Annotated in this window: 17 protein-coding genes; 5 read left to right on the plus strand and 12 right to left on the minus strand. The window is 37.1% G+C overall.

Features of this window, described 5'->3' with window-relative positions; genetic code table 11:
- Window positions 1-3: 3 nt before the first annotated feature.
- Genes gerPD through gerPF form a run of 3 tightly spaced genes read left to right on the plus strand, consistent with a single transcriptional unit; the run spans window position 4 to window position 858 of the window.
- Window positions 4-198 (plus strand): spore germination protein GerPD, encoded by a 195-nt coding sequence (gene gerPD / locus AC1DMU_RS10220; RefSeq protein ID WP_001052804.1) that lies wholly within the window; start codon window positions 4-6, stop codon window positions 196-198.
- 15 nt (window positions 199-213) lie between these two features.
- Complete coding sequence (locus AC1DMU_RS10225; RefSeq protein WP_000902337.1) at window positions 214-600, plus strand: spore germination protein GerPE; 387 nt, start codon at window positions 214-216, stop codon at window positions 598-600.
- A 42-nt stretch (window positions 601-642) separates the two neighbouring features.
- Complete coding sequence (gene gerPF / locus AC1DMU_RS10230; protein ID WP_001141566.1) at window positions 643-858, plus strand: spore germination protein GerPF; 216 nt, start codon at window positions 643-645, stop codon at window positions 856-858.
- An 81-nt stretch (window positions 859-939) separates the two neighbouring features.
- Here gerPF and AC1DMU_RS10235 read toward each other — a convergent pair whose 3' ends face one another.
- From AC1DMU_RS10235 to AC1DMU_RS10260, 6 genes are all read right to left on the minus strand, one after another.
- Window positions 940-1,227: an RNA polymerase alpha subunit C-terminal domain-containing protein gene (locus AC1DMU_RS10235; protein WP_060489297.1), complete on the minus strand. Its 288-nt coding sequence runs from the start codon at window positions 1,225-1,227 to the stop codon at window positions 940-942.
- Window positions 1,228-1,239: 12 nt separating this feature from the next.
- Window positions 1,240-4,965, minus strand: a complete 3,726-nt coding sequence (addA, locus tag AC1DMU_RS10240) for a helicase-exonuclease AddAB subunit AddA (protein WP_215559006.1) — start codon at window positions 4,963-4,965, stop codon at window positions 1,240-1,242.
- The gene (gene addB, locus AC1DMU_RS10245; RefSeq protein ID WP_088062437.1) at window positions 4,962-8,477 is read right to left on the minus strand and encodes a helicase-exonuclease AddAB subunit AddB; all 3,516 of its coding nucleotides are present in this window, start codon (window positions 8,475-8,477) and stop codon (window positions 4,962-4,964) included. The genes addA and addB overlap by 4 nt, the downstream gene beginning before the upstream one ends.
- A 116-nt stretch (window positions 8,478-8,593) precedes the next feature.
- On the minus strand, window positions 8,594-9,157 hold the full coding sequence (lepB, locus tag AC1DMU_RS10250) for a signal peptidase I (protein WP_048567025.1): 564 nt from the start codon (window positions 9,155-9,157) through the stop codon (window positions 8,594-8,596).
- Between the two features lie 56 nt (window positions 9,158-9,213).
- Entirely contained in the window at window positions 9,214-9,807 is a 594-nt protein-coding gene (locus AC1DMU_RS10255) for a TVP38/TMEM64 family protein (protein WP_000347516.1), read from the minus strand.
- 308 nt (window positions 9,808-10,115) lie between these two features.
- Window positions 10,116-10,697, minus strand: a complete 582-nt coding sequence (locus AC1DMU_RS10260) for a competence protein ComK (protein WP_088062435.1) — start codon at window positions 10,695-10,697, stop codon at window positions 10,116-10,118.
- 284 nt (window positions 10,698-10,981) lie between these two features.
- Here AC1DMU_RS10260 and AC1DMU_RS10265 point away from each other — a divergent pair, with 284 nt between their 5' ends.
- Window positions 10,982-11,167: a hypothetical protein gene (locus AC1DMU_RS10265; protein ID WP_000391440.1), complete on the plus strand. Its 186-nt coding sequence runs from the start codon at window positions 10,982-10,984 to the stop codon at window positions 11,165-11,167.
- Window positions 11,168-11,414: 247 nt separating this feature from the next.
- Here AC1DMU_RS10265 and cspA read toward each other — a convergent pair whose 3' ends face one another.
- Window positions 11,415-11,618 (minus strand): RNA chaperone/antiterminator CspA, encoded by a 204-nt coding sequence (gene cspA / locus AC1DMU_RS10270; RefSeq protein ID WP_000301521.1) that lies wholly within the window; start codon window positions 11,616-11,618, stop codon window positions 11,415-11,417.
- 373 nt (window positions 11,619-11,991) lie between these two features.
- On the opposite strand from cspA, the gene AC1DMU_RS10275 reads away from it, so the two are divergent.
- Window positions 11,992-12,783, plus strand: coding sequence for a phosphotransferase (locus tag AC1DMU_RS10275; protein ID WP_060489287.1), 792 nt, complete (start codon window positions 11,992-11,994; stop codon window positions 12,781-12,783).
- A 91-nt stretch (window positions 12,784-12,874) separates the two neighbouring features.
- On the opposite strand, the gene aceA is transcribed toward AC1DMU_RS10275, so the two are convergent.
- From aceA to AC1DMU_RS10300, 5 genes are all read right to left on the minus strand, one after another.
- Complete coding sequence (gene aceA, locus AC1DMU_RS10280) at window positions 12,875-14,152, minus strand: isocitrate lyase (RefSeq protein ID WP_088062433.1); 1,278 nt, start codon at window positions 14,150-14,152, stop codon at window positions 12,875-12,877.
- A 21-nt stretch (window positions 14,153-14,173) separates the two neighbouring features.
- Entirely contained in the window at window positions 14,174-15,763 is a 1,590-nt protein-coding gene (aceB, locus tag AC1DMU_RS10285; protein ID WP_088062431.1) for a malate synthase A, read from the minus strand.
- Between the two features lie 190 nt (window positions 15,764-15,953).
- Window positions 15,954-16,616 carry an S-layer homology domain-containing protein gene (locus AC1DMU_RS10290; RefSeq protein WP_088062430.1) on the minus strand — a complete coding sequence of 221 codons (663 nt, stop codon included), beginning with the start codon at window positions 16,614-16,616 and terminating at the stop codon, window positions 15,954-15,956.
- Between the two features lie 339 nt (window positions 16,617-16,955).
- The gene (locus AC1DMU_RS10295; RefSeq protein WP_087984704.1) at window positions 16,956-17,615 is read right to left on the minus strand and encodes an S-layer homology domain-containing protein; all 660 of its coding nucleotides are present in this window, start codon (window positions 17,613-17,615) and stop codon (window positions 16,956-16,958) included.
- A 449-nt stretch (window positions 17,616-18,064) separates the two neighbouring features.
- Window positions 18,065-18,736 (minus strand): S-layer homology domain-containing protein, encoded by a 672-nt coding sequence (locus tag AC1DMU_RS10300; protein WP_088062428.1) that lies wholly within the window; start codon window positions 18,734-18,736, stop codon window positions 18,065-18,067.
- Window positions 18,737-18,780 lie beyond the last annotated feature (44 nt).

Below are 18,780 nucleotides of genomic sequence, written 5' to 3' on the forward strand. Positions count from 1 at the left end.
TGTATGAATCTTAACGTTGTAAATCGCGAATTAAAAGTCGGCCAAATTAAAATGAACGGTGTATCGTCGTCCGCACTCTTTTTAATTGGGGATGCAAATTTCCTCATACTATCTTCTATTCTTGATACACCATTTGAAACTGTTACAGAGGGTCCATTTGTACCATTAGTCACAGATGTCCCTCCTACTCCAGGTTAAGGAGACTGAGAAACTATGTTACATCATGTGTCTGTTGTCCAAAATGTTTCTATTATTTCTTTAGGGATTAGTGCCGTATTTCAAGTTGGAGATGCCAATCAAATGGAATTAAAAAGTAGAGCTCTTGCCGTCCATAGGGAAATTCCTTGTTATATAAAAGACGAAGGCCGCTTAGACGCATTTGAAATCTTTACAGATGAACACATCACAATCCCAAAACGAACGACAGATGTAAAATTAAACATTGTAAATGAATGCCCTTTTATTGAAGTAAACAATGTTGAATTGCGAACACTTTTAAATTCTGGTTGCTTTCAAATTGGAAATGTTGATTATGTTTTTAATAACTCTCGTATTATGCAAATCCGCCAATATATTACGGATGAACCTTCCGCACAATAATTCATATAGTAATTAAAAAGCTTAGTAAAGTAGGTGGATGGTATGCCTTCTGTTGTTGGAAATCTCGTCGTTCAAAACAGTAATGGTTCTTTTAATTTAGGGGATTTTTATAACGTGTCTCCGAAAGAAAATACGAAAGCTTATAATGGTTCCGGAGCTTCCAATGTTGGATTTGTCGTGAATACGTTTAACGGTGTTAGTGCAACAAATACGTTTGATTCTGATGTGGCTGATCAAGATCAAATTGGAACAGCGTAAAAAAAAGTAGGAGAATATCTCCTACTTTTTTCTTTTACCTCATTCAATATTATCAAAAACTCCACTGTTTACTGTTTCATTTTATTTAAATGATAACCCCTTCTCCTCCAAAGCATTTCTAAGCTTCGGCATAGACGCAGGTCCCATACCATGTAGTTTTAAAATTTCTTTTTCACTATACTTTGAGAGTTCTTCTATCGTGTGAATTCCATGGTGTTGCAGCGCATTTCGTGCTGGTGATGAAAGAAGTGAAAGAAATCCTGTTTTTGGTTTCTTTTCTTTCTCACAGGTTGGGCAAGTTGGACAATCGCTACTTTTATAATATTCATGTCCTTTTTCACATGTTCTTAACGTTTTTTCCGTTGTCATTTTCAAGCCTCTCTATTCTTCAATTTTTACAACATGGTTGCCATCAAAGAAGTATAAGCATTTCTCTTTCACAGGATGTTGCAAGCTTTTTTCAAGTGCCTTTGCATATAAAGAAAGCTGCACTTTATATCGATCTTCTAAAATTGGTTTCGCTTGATCGAATCCGCCTGGGAACTTCCCTTCAATCGTATCCGTTTTAAAGTCGATTAGCGTGATACCATCTTCCTCTTCAATCATGCAGTCAATAACCCCTTGGACAAGAATTGTTTCGTCACTCTTACCTTGCCAATCTTGATACGCCTCTTCTGCTGCAAGCATCATCGTAAATGGTACTTCACGCTCAACACTTTTCGCCGCTAATACCCTTTTACCTAGGTCACTGTCAAAGAATGAAATCACTTTTTCAATTGCTATTTCTTCTGCTTGTTCGAATGTTAATAATTCTTTATTAACCATGCCATTAATTTGCTCCCGAATCACTTCTTCTGTAATCGGCTTCTTCAAATCAACATGCTGCATGACAGCGTGAACTGCCGTACCTCTTTCAGCGTACGTTAATCCTTTTTTCTCCATAAAACGAGGGCGTGTTTTAATTGGTGCACGTAGTTTTTTAATAAAGGCATTATCGCTACCTTCTTCAGATTGATAATTTCTCTTTATTTCTGTAACAGACTGTTTCGCACGATGAGATGTCGCTTCCTCATATCCGTACTTCCACATTAATCTGTCATACACTTCTTCTTTTCGTTCACTTTGCAGGGGAACAGCTTTTTTCTCACGAAGTGCTTCTAACAATTCTTGTTTCTCTTCTTGAACTGGTTCTGGCGCAAGTAACGTGTTACCGTCAACAACTTCTACTTTCCAGCTCGTGTCATAGCCATAAATTTCACCTGGAATGCTTCCTTGTCCTAATTCAAGAAGCATTTCACTATCACGATGTCTATATAATGAAGGTGCAATCCACTCTAAATAACAAGACGCTCCGGCACGTATATGGTCTGGTAATAACCATTCACTATGCTCTCTTGCATCAAGCCATTTTTCCATTTCTTTATTTGCATCCTTAACTGTTCCAATTAAAATTAACTTCTCTTTTGCACGCGTTAACGCTACGTATAATACGCGCATTTCTTCCGCAATTAATTCCATCTTCATTTTACGCTTAATCGCAAGTTGCGATAATGTCGTATATTTAATACGTTTACGAGGATCAATAAATTGTGAACCGAAACCGAAATCTTTATGCAGTAAAAAACGTTTCATTAAGTCTTGTGTATTAAAACGACGACCTAGTCCCGCTACAAATACGACTGGGAACTCAAGTCCTTTACTTTTATGAATCGTCATAATACGAACGACATCTTCTTGTTCACCTAAAGCTCTCGCCGTTCCCATATCATCACCGCGTTCTAAAATACGCTCAATAAAGCGTAAGAAGCGGAATAATCCTCTAAACGATGTTGCTTCATATTGTCTTGCACGGTCATAAAGTACACGCAGGTTTGCTTGCCTTTGCTTTCCGGCTGGTAAACCGCCAACAAAGTCGTAATAACCTGTCTCACCGTACACTTTCCAAATTAAATCAGAAAGTGACTGTTGACGCGCGAATTCACGCCATCCTTGCAGTAAGTTATAGAACCACTCTAATTTATCATGTAATTCTTGTTCTTCTTCAAGCGGTGCCCCTTTTAAGAATGAGCTCATTACTTCATAAAACGAACCTTTCTTTCCGTGAGCACGCAATGTTGCAAGTTCTTCATCATTTAGTCCAACTATTGGTGAACGAAGTACGGCGGCAAGCGGAATATCTTGCATCGGATTATCGATCACTCGGAATACATTCATCATAATATTTACTTCTGTCGCTTCAAAGTAACCAGTCGCAAGATCAGCGTATACTGGAATTCCTTGCAGCTTTAACTCTTCCATAATTTGCGGCGCCCATGGCATAGAGCGAAGTAAAATAACGAAGTCGCGGTATTGTACAGGGCGCATACTATCCGTTTTACGATCATACACTTCATAACCTGAATCAACCATCGCTTTAATACGCTGCGCCATAAGGCGAGCTTCAAGTTGCGCTTTTTCTACTTCCGCACCTTCTTCACCGTCTAGCACTTCTTCTTCTGTTTGCTGAATACATAGTAGTTCAGCTGTTACATCTTCACCTTCTGGATAGCTAGCACCTAACTTTAATTCAGCGTCAGCATCATAGTCGATTTCTCCGACTTCTTCGCCCATAATTTGTTTGAAAATAAAGTTCGTACCTGCTAACACTTCATGACGGCTACGGAAGTTTTTCGCTAAATCGATTTTCATTCCGCCGTCTAATCCTTCTTGCGTAAAGCGTTTATACTTTCCTAGGAACAGGCCTGGTTCTGCTAGTCGGAAACGATAGATCGACTGCTTCACGTCACCTACCATGAACAAGTTCCCTTCACTCTCAGAATCTTTCGTTACGAATTTAATAATGGATTCCTGCACAAAGTTCGTATCTTGATATTCATCGACTAGTACTTCAGCAAATTTATTACGATATTGAAGCGCTACTGCTGACGGCTTCATTTCACCGTTTTCACTTTGTTCACTTAAAATTTGTAGACAGAAATGCTCTAAATCTGTGAAATCAACCATCCCTTTATCACGCTTCATCGCTTGGAAACGCTCTGTAAATACTTTTACAAGCTGTACGAGTTTTTCTAATACAGGATGCATATCTTGAAAATCTCGTAAGAAACTTTCAGGTCTGCGGCTAAATAACTCTTCTTGTAATTTCTTCACTTCATCTTTCGCTTTATTACGAAGAGAGTCTACTTGTTTTACAACATCCTCGTTGTAATCACTTTTCTTAATACGCTTTAACGTTTGCCACGATACATTTTGCATCGCTTCATACACATTTGTCCATGACTCACAAGCAGCTGATGACAACGTTCCAAGTAAAACTGCATCTGCTTGCAGGGTTTCAACGCGGGGCGCCGGACCGTCAGGAAGCATCGCGAGTTCAGTCGCTTTACGAATATGTGTCTCTGCTGTTTCAAGCTGGAATTTCACATCTTCTAATAAGTAAGAAGCGTACACTAAATCTTCAATTGTCTTTCCTTCCACGTCGTATGCTTCTACTAATTTATCGAGCCATTTTTCCGGATTTGGATGCGCTCTTGATTCTGTATGAAGCGCTAAAATCATACGCTGTAAGTCATCATCACTACGGTCACTCGTATAACGGTCAACGAGTTCAAAGAAAATACTATTATCTTCAATTCCATACTCTTCTTCTAATATGTCATCTAACACTTCTTCTTTTAATAATTCGTTTTCTGTTTGATTCGCAATGCGGAAACGAGGATCAACATCAAGCATATAGTAGTATCCTCTAATTACTTGTAAACAAAATGAATGGATCGTTGAAATAGAAGCTTTATTTAATAAGCTAAGCTGCTTTCTTACGTGCTGCGATCCTGGCTCATCAATTAATACCTTTTCTAACGCTTCCCCAATTCTGTTTTTCATCTCTTGCGCCGCTGCATTCGTAAATGTTACAACGAGCAGGCGGTCGACATCGACTGGATTTTCTTCATTTATAATCTTTTTAATAATACGTTCAACTAATACTGCTGTTTTCCCTGATCCAGCTGCTGCCGCGACTAATATATCACGTCCGTTCGCTACAACCGCTTTCCACTGGTCATCCGTCCACTGACTACCTTCTGGTTTTTTAGGCCAATTTTCAATCATTCTCCGCCAACCTCCTCTCTAATTTTCTCCATCGCTTCGCTATCTTTCATATCTTTTAGCGTACGGAACTGGTTATCTTCGAGTGATTCATCGAACTGACAAACAGATTTGAAGTTACAGAACGTACACGCCGCTTTATTCCCCTTCTTATAAGGAGCAATATCAATAACGCCTTCCGTAATGTCTTTTCCAATATTTTCAAACGTATGGTGTACGTATTTTTGAAGTACGTTAAACTCTTGTTCACTTGCAATACTCGAACGCGCACTAAAACTGCCGTCTTTTTTCAAACCAGCAGAAATAATATCAGAGCTTCCTGTCGAAAGTTTGTTATCCATTAAACGAACAACATCAGCATCTCCTAGTACAAGTCCTTTCATTTTAAATTTCTTTAAAATCTCTTTCTCAATTTCTGCTTCAGATGCGTCACCCTTCATCTCAACGATCGGGTTATGAATATGGAAGTACAGTACACCAGCCGGTGATGCAGTACCTCCCTTTTTCATCCACGTATGTGCATTCGAAGTAACAACATCTAAATACGTTAACATTTGAAGTGCTAATCCGTAATACACTTCCGTTAAGTCTAACGCTTTTGAGCTTGATTTATAATCAATAATACGTAGGAACGTCCCATTTTCATCTTCCGCCTTATCAACACGGTCAATACGACCAACTACTTCCATCTTTACACCATTTGGTAATGAGAATTCCATCGGCGGAAGCGATCCTGTACCGCCCATACCGAATGGCACTTCTAAATCAACTGGTACGAAACCGCTTGACTTCGCATGTTCACGAAGAATGATTGATGTACGGAAAATGATTTGTTGTAGTTTTTGTTTTAAATAGAAATGACGATTTGAACTTAATAAAATTTGTCTTTGTAATAACGGTGCAATCTCTTCTATTACTACAGCAGAAAGATGCTCACACTCTTTTATTGATAAATCCGCCCAAGTACGGTTTTCACGTAATAGCCTGTCCGCAATTCTCTTCAGCGCTGCATGGAATAGTTCCCCGATATCGGGTGCATCCAGTTTGAAAATGTCACGCTCTCTTAACGATAAACCGTGCTGCGCGAAATGAGCATATGCGCAACGGTTAAATAGTTCCATACGAGATACGCTTCCTTTTATTTTATCTCCATATAAATCTCTACTTACAACTGTACTTAGCTTTTGCGCACGATTTCGGTAGAATAAACTTGATAATACGCGGCTACTTTTTTGTTTCCATTCATCTGAAGTTACGTAGAAGTTATATACATCCCACCAAAAATCTAAATTCCCTTCAAATCCATATCGCTTCCACGTTTGAAGTTGCTGCATAACATATGACAACGTTACTTCTGGCGTTGCTACGTATGAAATTTGTTCCGAACGTGATAAATCATTTACGTCATTTGTAATAAATGTATCTTTCACATCAGGGAACATTCTTTTTATTTTCTTAATAAAGCTAGACGCAAGTAACGTCTTCCCTTCCTCATCTGCAAGCGGGCATGAAATATATAATTTCTCAGTTGCTCTCGTTACCATTTGGTACATAACGAACTGTTCTTCTAATAAAGTTTGTCTCGTCGTTGGTGCTAATTCGATACCTGCAACGCTAAGAACATCTCTTTCCTCATCAGAAAGCATCCCTTCATCCATCGGTGCTGCCGGAATAACTCCTTCATTCACGCCAATGACAAATGTTGCTTTCACATTTGATAATCTTGAACGATCAATATTAGCAATTAACACTTGGTCTAATGATGGCGGAATGTTTGCGAATTGAAGCGCCTCAAGACCTGTCGACATAACATCTGTGAACATAGAAAGTGACATTTTCTCTTCGCCAAGCATCTCAACGAACGTATCAAGAAGACTCATTACTTCTTCCCATACTTGCTCATGATCTGTCGCAAATAAAAAATCTCCGCTCTCTTCTGCACGAATACGTAATGCTTCTAGTTTTTTCGGAACGTCTAGCTCTTCTAAAAATAAATAAACAGCTTCGCACATTTGCATAACTGTTCCCGCTCGCTTCAGCCTTTTTTGCATACGAATAACAGGCGTTCTTACAACGTCGCGCAGTCGATTTATTCTCTCTTCCATTTCACGTTCACTGTCTGTAATCATCTCGTCCGTATCGTCAAGAGAACGATAGCGGCGATACATCCACGGATCCTCAGAAGTCCATCTCTTCCCTTGTACACCGTAGGCTAAACAGTAGTTTTCAAACTCATCCATCTCTTCGCGCATCGTTTCTTTTCTTACGTCTAGTGGATATAAAAGCTCTGTTTTCACGCAGCGGAACACTGCATCATAACGCCAATTTCCACTAATAATCTCGAGTGCAGAACGAATGCATTCTACTAGCGGATGATGTGACATCGGGCGTTTTTCATCGATGAAATGCGGGATATTATAATCTGTAAATAGCGTTCGCATCACATCGTAATAACTTTCTCCGTTACGAAGAAGGACTGCAATATCTCGGTAACGATAGTCTTCATCCGCCACAAGTCTACGAATTTCACGCGCAACACCTTCTACTTCAGCTCGTAAATTCGCTGCTGTACTAATCGTTACACTTGCTTCTCCGTGAAACTTTTCATTTGGACGTGCTTCGTAATGCGTTTCTAAATGCGCTAATGCTTGCGAATGAAAACGCGGTTGTTCCATAAGTGGAATCGTTTTTTCAATTTCTATCTTCTCTTCACGCGCCACTTGCTTTATTTTTTCATACGTTAACGTCGTTTCATAAAATAAATCTAGTTCATTTACTGGCTGCGCTAACGTTTTTTCATCTATCGTTAACGTGATCGTAACTCTCGCACCGCAAATCATAAGCTGTCTTGCAATTTCTAGTTCTTGCGGTGAAAATGAATGAAATCCATCTATATAAATTTCAGCCCCATTTACATATTCAGAATGTGGAAGCTTTTCGACTAGCAATTGTAGGTAGTCTTCTGAATCCAAATATTTTCCGATTAAAGCACGTTCAAAATCATCATATAATAGTTGTAAATCATACACTTTATTCGCTAATAGCTTTTGTTCTGCACTGCTACTATGTGCGTCTAATTGTTGCCACATTTCATATACGTTAGATGGCGTCACATTGTAACGTTTAAACTCCGCAATCATACTACCAAGATGTTCAAAGAAACCGTTTTGCTCCGCTGCTTTTTGGAACACCGATAATCCATCTTTACGAGACTCTACAATTTTACGAAGTAACATATGTACGCCCGCTTCATCAATGTGAAGGCGACTCGCTCCACCAACTTCTTGCAGTACCTTCCACGCTAATCGTGAAAAACTAAAAACTTGTGCCCGAATAGAACCTCTTACATCCTCACTACCAATTAACGCCTGCTGCGTTTGGAATGTCATCTGTTCTGGCACAAGATATAATATTGTTTCCCCTCTTGGACGCTGCTTTAACTCTTCTTGCACTTCGTGTAAACAAAGTGTACTTTTTCCACTTCCCGCTCTACCAATCACAAATCGAAGTGACATGTAACCCCACCTTTCACTTACATAACGAACGTTAGTTTGCTACTATAATTGTATTATAGTACACGAAAAAAGACAAACAGAGTAGTTTGCCTTTTTCTATACTTCTATCTATTATATCAACCTTTTGAAAAATTCGTTTGCACCTCTTGAATTGGCCAATATCGTAAATCAACTTTACCGACAACTGTATCAGCTTTTACAAATCCAAAGTGTCTACTATCCCAGCTCCCGAGGCGGTTATCACCCACTACAAAAATATAGCCAGGTGGCACCGACTTTTCTTTCGTTAACTCTTCTAGTTTAAAATCACCTGTTAGTTGTCGTCCATTTATCTCTTTCTTATACGTTTCTAAATAAGGTTCATCCACGAATTGTCCGTTTATATACAGTTTATCATGCTTATATTCAATTTGATCTCCAGGTAAACCGATAATTCGTTTTACGTAGTCCTCTTTTTTATTCGCATGAAACACAACAACATCAAACCTGTTCAAGTCCCCCACTTGATAACTCACCTTATTTACAACGAGCATATTACCATCTTGCAATGTCGGCATCATTGACTTCCCCTCTACAACGTACGTCGAAAAGAAAAACGTTCGAAAAAATACAGCTAATAATACACCAATTAAAATTGTTCGTATCCACTCTATGCCTTCTTTTTTCAAAGTTTTCTTCATCCGCTTCTCCCCTTATCCTTTAATAATGAAGCTTTCCTTTACAAAGAAGACTATTCTTAATGTAGTTCTAACTTTACTTCGATTTTCTTACCGACATACCATAAAATAAAAATACCAATTGCTACAATGACTGATTTCACCGGATTATGAATAAATGACATTAAATCATGACCGATATACGTTAAAATAAAAATCATCACAAGCTTTCCGAACGCAAGCGCAAGCCCGAACTGTTTTACACTAATGCGAGATAAACCAGCGACAACGTTTATAAGCGCAGACGGTGTAAACGGAAAACAAAATATGACGAAAATCGGCGCAAATCCTTTCCTTTCAATCCATCCCATTGCCTTCCTTACTTTCTCATGTTTATTTACAAAAGAAAAGAAACGACTTCGTCCAAAATGGCGGATAATGAAAAAGACAAGTAAGGCACCCATTACTGATCCAAGCCAAGAATAAAGAAAACCGAGCCAAAATCCAAATGCAACAGCATTTGCCAGTACAAATACGATGAGTGGCAATGCCGGAATCAACGCTTCTATCATCGGTAAACCAATACCAAGAAGTGGTCCGAACGCTTTATAACTTTCAACAATATGATCCATATTTTCTGGTGAAAAATACTCTTTGATTGTCTGAAAATCCATTCTACACTTTACCCCTTTACTCTAAGTACTACCTCTACTGTATCATTGCTTATATGAAAGAGGAAATGGTAGATACGACATATGGAGATGTAATTATTAAGTTTCCATATCTTTCATTAGAATTCCTTCATTATTACGCTATGATAATCTATCAATATTCGACAGGACGTTTCGCGGTTTTAGAAGTGACACTTTTGTTTTGTTGACAAATTCCTCAGTAGGTGAAATTATATCGGGGATTTCTCAAATATATCGACTTACCGATAAAAACTGACAAATAAAAAAGATGGGGATTTTTCCCCATCCTCTTAAACTTCCTCTTCTTTCACAAAATATACTTTCTCGTATGCTGGTTTTAATCGAGATTCTTGAGTTTTATCAATCTCTTTAAAACAAGGATTCCCTTGTTTTTTTCTACGATCTTCATATTCAGTACGCAATTTCGCTGTACGATTTAGTTGATTTTCAAAACTGCTTTTTGATATTTCTAATTTCACAGCAAATCCATTTATAAATCTAACAATAACATTTCCATCTTTTAACTCTTTATTACTTTCAATATAAAAATGAGACAACCAAGCGCACTCTTTTCTAGAGTAAGAATAAGTAGGGAAAAAATAAAATTGATCCGCTGGACTAATCGCAATCGGTGCTTTATGTGTAATATGAGTTAACTCTTTCGTTCCTTCTTTTCTGCCTAAGAAACTAGAGCCATGCTTGCGGCAACTTCTTTCTATAATATCTAGGGGCTTTTGAAATACGAAAAAAGAATCTTCCATCTCAACAACTCGTGTAACGATTTTCTTTTCACTTAGAATAACAGGAAGTAAGGCCATTGTATTTTTATTTACCACATAGTTTTCGACATAGCGTTCTACTTTACTTTCCATATTCTACTGTCTCCTTTTTTCTATTTATATTAGCAGCTGCATATATAATTTTAGCACCTATGAAAAGGAAATGCTTTACAGATTACGCTTTTTTACAATACTTTATCATTTATCAAACATCTTTTAAATTAAAAATTAACAATATAGTGATTTTATAATAAAAAGCCTATATAAAATGTATTTATACTACCTATAAATATTTACAACCGCTTCCTCATTTCGCATCATTACGACAATTAACTTTGCTATAATTAAAAGGAAAATCCAATAAATGGAGGTCCACTATGGAAGAAAAAGAAATGCAACCAACGATTCAAATGAAAAATAGCAGCATTGTGATCGTGAAAAACTCATCCAGCATTATATTCGGCTTATTTTTCATTCTACTATTCTTTGCAAAGCCTTTTCGTAAATCGAAATGCTCTGAATGTAAGAAACGCGAAAAGAAAAAGATTGGAAAAGAAGAGTAAAAGGCCTTCCATTTTGGAAAGCCTTTTACTCTTCTTCGTCCTCAAAAAAACGACTATTTTTTCTTATTCATCTAAAGCGAGCGAATGAGATTTCTTCAATCGTATTGTGTAGATCTTCTTTATTCCCGCTACGAACATCGAGTATGACTTCATTTGTATACTTTTCCCCCAAATATAATCATTATGCTCGTATATTACAACAAAAAAGGATGGCAGCAGCCATCCTTTTCCATAATGAACTATAAAATTATAGTTTGATTACGTTTTTAGCTTGAGGTCCACGGTTACCATCTTCGATTTCGAAGCTAACTTTTTGACCTTCTTCTAGAGATTTGAAACCTTCAGTTTCGATTGCAGAGAAATGTACGAATACATCGTTTTCGCCTGGAACTTCGATGAAACCGAATCCTTTTTCGTTGTTAAACCATTTTACTTGTCCTGTTACTGCCATAATTATTTCCTCCTAAAGAAAACACAATTTATTTTAGTCTTCCTGTATAAAAAAAGAATCCACACATTATCAAACACGAAACATAAACTAGTTCTCACATACTTTTTCTCGTTCGTTTTTCGGCACTTGATAATATATGGATTGCTTAATTTAACTATTCAACTGACTTCATCATAGCATACTTAAAATGAAATGTACAATCTTTTTTGAAAATAACTGACAAATTAAATTGATTGTACATTCGTAAATAATTGATTTTAGTATGTGCGGATTTCACTATAAAGTGAACACATACATCATTTGAATACGATTACATCCCTTGTTCTGAAGTGTTACAATATAATCGTACAGTCGTTATATTGGAGGGGATTATATGTCAAACTACACCAACGAAGAAAAGCTTACAGGGGGAAATGTATCAAATGTGTATCGTTCTGAAAATACTGTTCGGCGAGAATTAAAGCCAGGCAGTGCAAAAATTCATACATTATTACAGCACTTAGAAAACAAAGGATTTCATCATGCTCCAAAGTTTTTAGGTGTAGATGAAAAAGATAGAGAGATTTTATCCTTTATTGAAGGAGACGCTGGGAATTATCCTTTAAAAGAATATATGCGATCTAATGATGTTTTAAAGGAAATAGCAAAGATGCTCCGCCTTTATCATGATGCGGTAAGTGACTTTCCCTTATCAGATGAATGGCAACCGATGGATCTTACTCCAAATGACATTGAGGTTATTTGCCATAATGATTTTGCTATATATAACATTATTTTTCATGACGAGAAACCAGTAGGTATTATTGATTTCGATGTTGCTGCTCCTGGTCCGAGAATTTGGGATATCGCTTATACGCTTTATACTTGTGTACCTTTAAGTAGAGTGTATTATACAGAATCGGGTGAGGCAGTTCATTATGAATCGGCACAACATGCTAGCCGTATGAAAGAAAGAGTGAAATTGTTTGTCCAGTCCTACGGTAAACATATGGACGAAGATTACTTAGGAATAGTGTTACTACGATTAGAAGCATTATGTACATATATGAAAAGAAAAGCACAAGAAGGCGACTTGAATTTCCAAAAAATGATTGATGAAGGACATTTAGAGCATTATGAGAAAGATATGAAGTTTATTCGCGATCATAGAGCTGAGTGGATTTGATAATATCGTCTTTTTTGTCGGTAAATCGATATATGTGAAAAATCGTTCCGAAAATAACAAGGAGCACCCTTCAAAAAGGTGCCCCTTCCTTTTATTTCGTAAACTGTGCTTCTTCTGTAGATCCTTTTAGCGCTGTCGTTGATGAAGTACCGCCTGTAATAACTTGAGCTACTTCATCAAAGTAACCTGTTCCTACTTCGCGTTGGTGACGAGTTGCAGAGTAGCCGTGTTTTTCTGCTGCGAATTCTGCTTGTTGTAGTTCAGAGTATGCTGCCATGCCGCGCTCTTTATAGCCACGTGCCAATTCAAACATGCCGTAGTTTAATGAGTGGAATCCCGCTAGTGTTACGAACTGGAACTTATAACCGTAAGATGCGATTTCTTTTTGGAAGCTTGCAATTGTTTTTTCATCTAATTTTTGTTTCCAGTTAAATGAAGGTGAACAGTTATATGCAAGCAATTTCCCAGGATGCTCTTTATGAATTGCATCCGCAAATCGTTTTGCATCTTCTAAATTTGGTTCAGATGTTTCGCACCAAACGAGATCTGCATAAGGAGCGTATGCTAAACCACGTGCAATTGCTTGATCAAGACCTGCTTTCGTACGGTAAAATCCTTCTGGAGTTCTTTCACCTGTAATAAATGCTTTATCAACCGGATCGATATCGCTCGTAATTAAATCTGCTGCATCCGCATCTGTTCTTGCAACAATAATTGTCGGCACTCCCATTACGTCTGCTGCAAGGCGTGCCGAGATTAAATTACGCACCGCTGTTTGCGTTGGTAGTAATACTTTTCCGCCTAAATGGCCGCATTTTTTCTCTGAAGATAATTGATCTTCAAAGTGCACACCTGATGCACCCGCTTCAATCATACCTTTCATCAGTTCAAATACGTTTAATTGTCCGCCAAATCCTGCTTCTGCATCTGCTACAATCGGTACGAAATAATCTGTATCATCGCTTCCTTCCATATGCTGAATTTGATCCGCACGTTGAAGTGTTTGATTAATTCGTTTCACTACAGCAGGTACGCTGTTCGCTGGATATAAACTTTGGTCTGGATACATATGTCCAGAAAGGTTCGCATCCGCAGCGACTTGCCATCCACTTAAATAAATTGCTTTTAACCCAGCTTTCACTTGTTGCATTGCTTGGTTTCCTGTTAATGCGCCAAGTGCGTTAATATAATCTTCCGTATGAAGCGATGACCAAAGCTTTTCAGCACCGCGGCGCGCTAATGTATGTTCAATATCAATTGACCCGCGCAAGCGAAGTACATCTTCTGCCGAATATGGACGTGTAATCCCTTTCCAGCGCTTATCTAGTTCCCAGCTCTCTTGTAATTTCTCAATTCTTTCGTTTTTCATTTGTTCCATCCCCTTTTCACTTTATAAAATTTCATAACCCGGTAATGTTAAAAATGGTACGAATTCATCATTCCGAACGAGAGTTGTAAACAACGTTGTCGCCTCTTGGAATCTCCCTTTTTTAAAGGCTTCTTTACCAATCTCTCTTTCTATTTTTGCTAGTTCTTCTTCTTTTAGCTCTTCCATCAATTCAAGCGTAATATTACGACCGTCATTTAGCTTTCCACCTTCATGGCGAATCCATTGCCATACTTGTGCCCTAGAAATTTCCGCTGTTGCCGCATCTTCCATTAAGTTATAAATGGGTGCTGCTCCTCGTCCGCTTAACCAAGATGCAATATATTGAATACCTACGCTAATATTTAGGCGAAGTCCATTTTCTGTAATCGTTCCCACTGGTACTTCTAATAAATCCTTTTCTGTAACATGTATTTCTTCGCGTTTTCTAAAAATTTGATTCGGTGTTTTCATAATGTGATTAAATACTTCCATCGCGACTGGTACAAGTCCCGGGTGGGCAACCCAAGTCCCGTCATGCCCGTCTAAAGCCTCGCGCTCTTTATCTGCACGCACTTTTTCAAAAGCTGCTTCATTCGCTTCTGGATTGTTTTTAATTGGAATTTGTGCCGCCATTCCTCCAATAGCTGGTGCATTACGACGGTGACACGTTTGAATGACTTTCAAAGAATACGCGCGCATAAACGGCGCCGTCATCGTGACTTGCGCTCTATCTGGAAGTAAAAATTCATTATGATTACGGAAACTCTTTAGAAAACTGAAAATATAATCCCATCTTCCGCAATTTAACCCAGCAGAATGGTCTTTAAGCTCATACAAAATTTCATCCATTTCAAACGAAGCGTGAATCGTTTCCAATAACACCGTTGCTTTGATCGTTCCGTTTGGAATACCGATATATTTTTGAGCAAATACGAAAACATCATTCCATAACCTTGCTTCTAAATGACTTTCCATTTTCGGTAAGTAAAAGTATGGACCGCTTCCTTTTGCCAGAAGAGCTTTCGCATTATGGAAAAAATAAAGTCCGAAATCCACTAAGCTACCAGACATATTCTTTCCGTCAACTTGCATATGTTTTTCTTCTAAATGCCATCCTCTTGGACGCACAATCAATACTGCTGTTTTACTATTTAAACGATATTCTTTTCCGTTTTCATTTTTATGTGAAATCGTTCCCTGCACTGCATCTCGTAAGTTTATTTGACCTTCAATCGCATTTTCCCAAGTTGGTGAATTCGAATCTTCAAAATCCGCCATAAAAAGATGTGCTCCTGAATTTAAAGCGTTAATAACCATCTTCCTATCTACTGGGCCAGTAATCTCTACGCGGCGATCCTCTAAATCTTTTGGCAATTTAGCAATTGTCCAATCCGCTTCACGTATGAGCTTTGTTTCTTCTAAAAACTTTGGAAACTCTCCTGCATCAATTTTCTTTTGTTTTTCCACACGTTTTTGTAAAAGTTCTGTGCGGCGTTCATTGAAATTTTCATGTAGTTCCTTTAAAAAACTAAGCGCCTCAGGTGTCAATATTTCGTTGTACGCTGGTAACATTTCTCCGGGCAATGTAACCCGTGAAGTTTGCGTCGACATATTAGCATCCCCTTCTTAAACTGTTTTATAACAGATTTGATTTTATGTTTTATATTATATAACAAATCTTCAGAAAAGGAAGTTTTTTTTGAAAATTTAATTGCTTTTTTTACAAAACTGTATTCTTCCACCGGCATTACATATAAAAAAAGGAGCCAGTGTTATACAACACCGGCTCCTTCTTTATTATTTATTTAAACATTGAATTAAATAAGAACTGAGCATATTGTTCACGTGTTACTTTCATGTTCGGAGCGAAGTTACCCTTTCCATCTCCTACTGAAATACCATTTGAACCTACTGCATTAATCGCATTTTCTGCCCAATGTCCCTTTGGTACATCTTTAAATTTTGCTGTTCCTTGTACTTGTAATCCAAATGCTCTTGTAAGAACTTGCGCCATTTCTGCACGTGTTAACGTAGCTTTTGGTCTGAAGTTCCCATTCTCGTCACCTGTAAAGATACCTAATTCTGTTACTGCTAAAACTTCAAAAGGAAACATCGTTGAGTTATCATCAACAATATCATTATATGGGCTTTCTAATACCTCATCTTCACCAAATTCTTCATCAAGATCTAGTGCGCGATAAATTAAAGCGGCTACTTGTTCACGATTTACGTTATGTCCAAAACCGAACACACCATTTCCGTAACCAAGCATAATTTCATGTTCTGCTAAAGTTTGAATTGCTTTATAAGACCAATGTCCTGCTGGTACATCTTTAAAGATTGCCTGACTTGCTTGTTGTGGCTTTGCAGCTAATTCAGCTTTTGCTGTAGTCCCCTCAGCACTAAATGCTACTCCACCCATAATTGTTAAAGCTGTTGCTACTTTTAAAATTTTTTTCTTCAAAGTATTCTCTCCCTAAAAACATATTTTTTTCTAATATAAAGAATTAACGAAAGCGTAACAATACAATTCCCATGTGATTTTTGTCTAATTTATGAACTATATTTCATATACTTTTATTTACACTCTATTAATAATAAAGTTACTAAATCTCATATTTAAGCAAGAAAAAGTTACTTTATTCAATCTCTTCTTATCCACTAAATTCCAACAACTAAATTATGAATAGAAAATTTATATACTTATAAATAATATAAAACAATAAAAAAGCGTGGAATTCCCACGATTTTTTATTACTTTATATTATATTGACATAATTTAAACGTCCTTATATTTTAACTTTCATTCATAATCCTCATCTTTTACAGGAAAATAAAAAACAGCTTTATTTAAAAACGTTGCATATTGCTCACGTGTTACAACTTTATTCGGTTCAAATTCCCCATTTCCTGTTCCTACTATGACATGATTAGACTGCAGTGCACTGATTGCATTTTTTGCCCAGTGATTATTTGGTACATCTTTAAATGTATGGTTCTTCTTCACCTCAAATGTAAATGCCTTCGTAAGAATTTGCGCCATTTCTGCACGTGTTACAGGTGCGGCTGGTCTAAAGTTTCCTTTTTCATCACCTTCAAAAATACCATGCTTTGTTAATACTAAAATTTCATCTAAAAACATTGTTGCCCTCTCAGAAATATCTTTGTATGGATTTTTTAAAGGTCCTTCTTTTTTCAAATTCAATGTACGATAAAGTACTGCTGCTACTTGTTCTCGTGTTACATTATCTCCTACACCAAACTTACCATTTCCATAGCCTAACATTACTTTATTGTATACTACGTCCATTATATCGTCATATGCCCAGTGGTTTACTGGAACATCATCAAAAACAATCATTTCTGGATATTCTTCTGCTTTTACGTTTGTAACATTTGTACTTACAAACAAGCCGCCCATAATAGTTACCGTTGCCATTATACGTAACATGTTCTTCTTCATTGCCCTCTCCCCTTTATCTCCATTTAAAAAACGGAAAATAATAGACTGAAATCCTTTCCAATATTACATATGTTGCCTTCGCACCCGTTATGCAATATATTACATTTAAAAAATCTATTATTGTGAAAATCACTACTAAAGGAGAGCCAATTCGCTCTCAATTTCAATTTTTATACCGAATTATACGTAAATCATTTCTCTTTCCTATGATCATTTAAGGGTGTTTCTATACATTAAATATTCTACTTTCTTAAAAAGAAATCCTTCACATTTTAAAAGTTCATTTTCTAGACAAAAAAGCAAATATATGTTGTTATTCCTTATATATCGACGTTTCGACAAAGAATATCAACTGGACTACAACATACGAAAATAATAACCTATCTATTAATAAAAGCCCATAATGAGCGGAGGATGTCTCCTCTACAAATTATGAGCTTTCTCTTTATCTATTCCATTTTCCCTGGAGAATTATCAATTGCTCGTTGTAAAAACTTCGCAAATTGCCCACGTGTAACGAGCATTTCAGGCTCGAACTTGCCATCTCCCGTTCCTACCGCTACATTATTAGACTGTAATGCGCTAATTGCATCTCTTGCCCAATGGTTTTTTCGTATATCTGTAAATGTATGCGGACGCTTTGTTTTCAACTCATATGCTTTCGTTAAAATTTGTGCTAATTCTGCACGAGTCAGTGTATCTTTCGGACGGAAATTTCCATTTTCGTCTCCTTTAAAAATACCAATATTCGTTAAATGTAAAATTTCGTAAGGAAACATTGTTGATTTCCCACTAATATCTCCATATGGATTTTCATTAAACACACTTCTTTTTAAATGAAGTGCACGATGTAATACTGCCGCCGCCTGTTCACGTGTTATATTATCTTCTACACCAAACTTACCATTTCCATATCCATACATAATTCGATGATATACTAAATTCGTAATTTCATCATATGCCCAATGACCTGTTGTTACATCATCAAACTCTATCATAATATTAGGACCAGATTTTTGGGGAACATCAGTATTTGCAGACACACCATTTGCACTTACAAATATTCCTCCCATTAAAGTTAACGATGTCGCTATCTTTACTAGCTTTTTCATCTCTCTCATCTACCTTTTCCTTTATTTTCCTACCTTTTATATTGTACAAAAAA

Source organism: Bacillus sp. 01N45 (genome assembly GCF_056399205.1).

What these genes read in the sequence shown, in the direction of transcription:
- addB (WP_088062437.1), bottom strand. Translation starts at nt 8,477, where the DNA reads ATGTCACTTCGATTTGTGATTGGTAGAGCGGGAAGTGGAAAAAGTACA.
- AC1DMU_RS10235 (WP_060489297.1), bottom strand. Translation starts at nt 1,227, where the DNA reads ATGACAACGGAAAAAACGTTAAGAACATGTGAAAAAGGACATGAATAT.
- AC1DMU_RS10300 (WP_088062428.1), bottom strand. Translation starts at nt 18,736, where the DNA reads ATGAGAGAGATGAAAAAGCTAGTAAAGATAGCGACATCGTTAACTTTA.
- gerPF (WP_001141566.1), top strand. Translation starts at nt 643, where the DNA reads ATGCCTTCTGTTGTTGGAAATCTCGTCGTTCAAAACAGTAATGGTTCT.
- addA (WP_215559006.1), bottom strand. Translation starts at nt 4,965, where the DNA reads ATGATTGAAAATTGGCCTAAAAAACCAGAAGGTAGTCAGTGGACGGAT.
- lepB (WP_048567025.1), bottom strand. Translation starts at nt 9,157, where the DNA reads ATGAAGAAAACTTTGAAAAAAGAAGGCATAGAGTGGATACGAACAATT.
- AC1DMU_RS10225 (WP_000902337.1), top strand. Translation starts at nt 214, where the DNA reads ATGTTACATCATGTGTCTGTTGTCCAAAATGTTTCTATTATTTCTTTA.
- aceB (WP_088062431.1), bottom strand. Translation starts at nt 15,763, where the DNA reads ATGTCGACGCAAACTTCACGGGTTACATTGCCCGGAGAAATGTTACCA.
- gerPD (WP_001052804.1), top strand. Translation starts at nt 4, where the DNA reads ATGAATCTTAACGTTGTAAATCGCGAATTAAAAGTCGGCCAAATTAAA.
- AC1DMU_RS10265 (WP_000391440.1), top strand. Translation starts at nt 10,982, where the DNA reads ATGGAAGAAAAAGAAATGCAACCAACGATTCAAATGAAAAATAGCAGC.
- aceA (WP_088062433.1), bottom strand. Translation starts at nt 14,152, where the DNA reads ATGAAAAACGAAAGAATTGAGAAATTACAAGAGAGCTGGGAACTAGAT.
- AC1DMU_RS10295 (WP_087984704.1), bottom strand. Translation starts at nt 17,615, where the DNA reads ATGAAGAAGAACATGTTACGTATAATGGCAACGGTAACTATTATGGGC.
- AC1DMU_RS10255 (WP_000347516.1), bottom strand. Translation starts at nt 9,807, where the DNA reads ATGGATTTTCAGACAATCAAAGAGTATTTTTCACCAGAAAATATGGAT.
- AC1DMU_RS10260 (WP_088062435.1), bottom strand. Translation starts at nt 10,697, where the DNA reads ATGGAAAGTAAAGTAGAACGCTATGTCGAAAACTATGTGGTAAATAAA.
- cspA (WP_000301521.1), bottom strand. Translation starts at nt 11,618, where the DNA reads ATGGCAGTAACAGGACAAGTAAAATGGTTTAACAACGAAAAAGGATTC.
- AC1DMU_RS10275 (WP_060489287.1), top strand. Translation starts at nt 11,992, where the DNA reads ATGTCAAACTACACCAACGAAGAAAAGCTTACAGGGGGAAATGTATCA.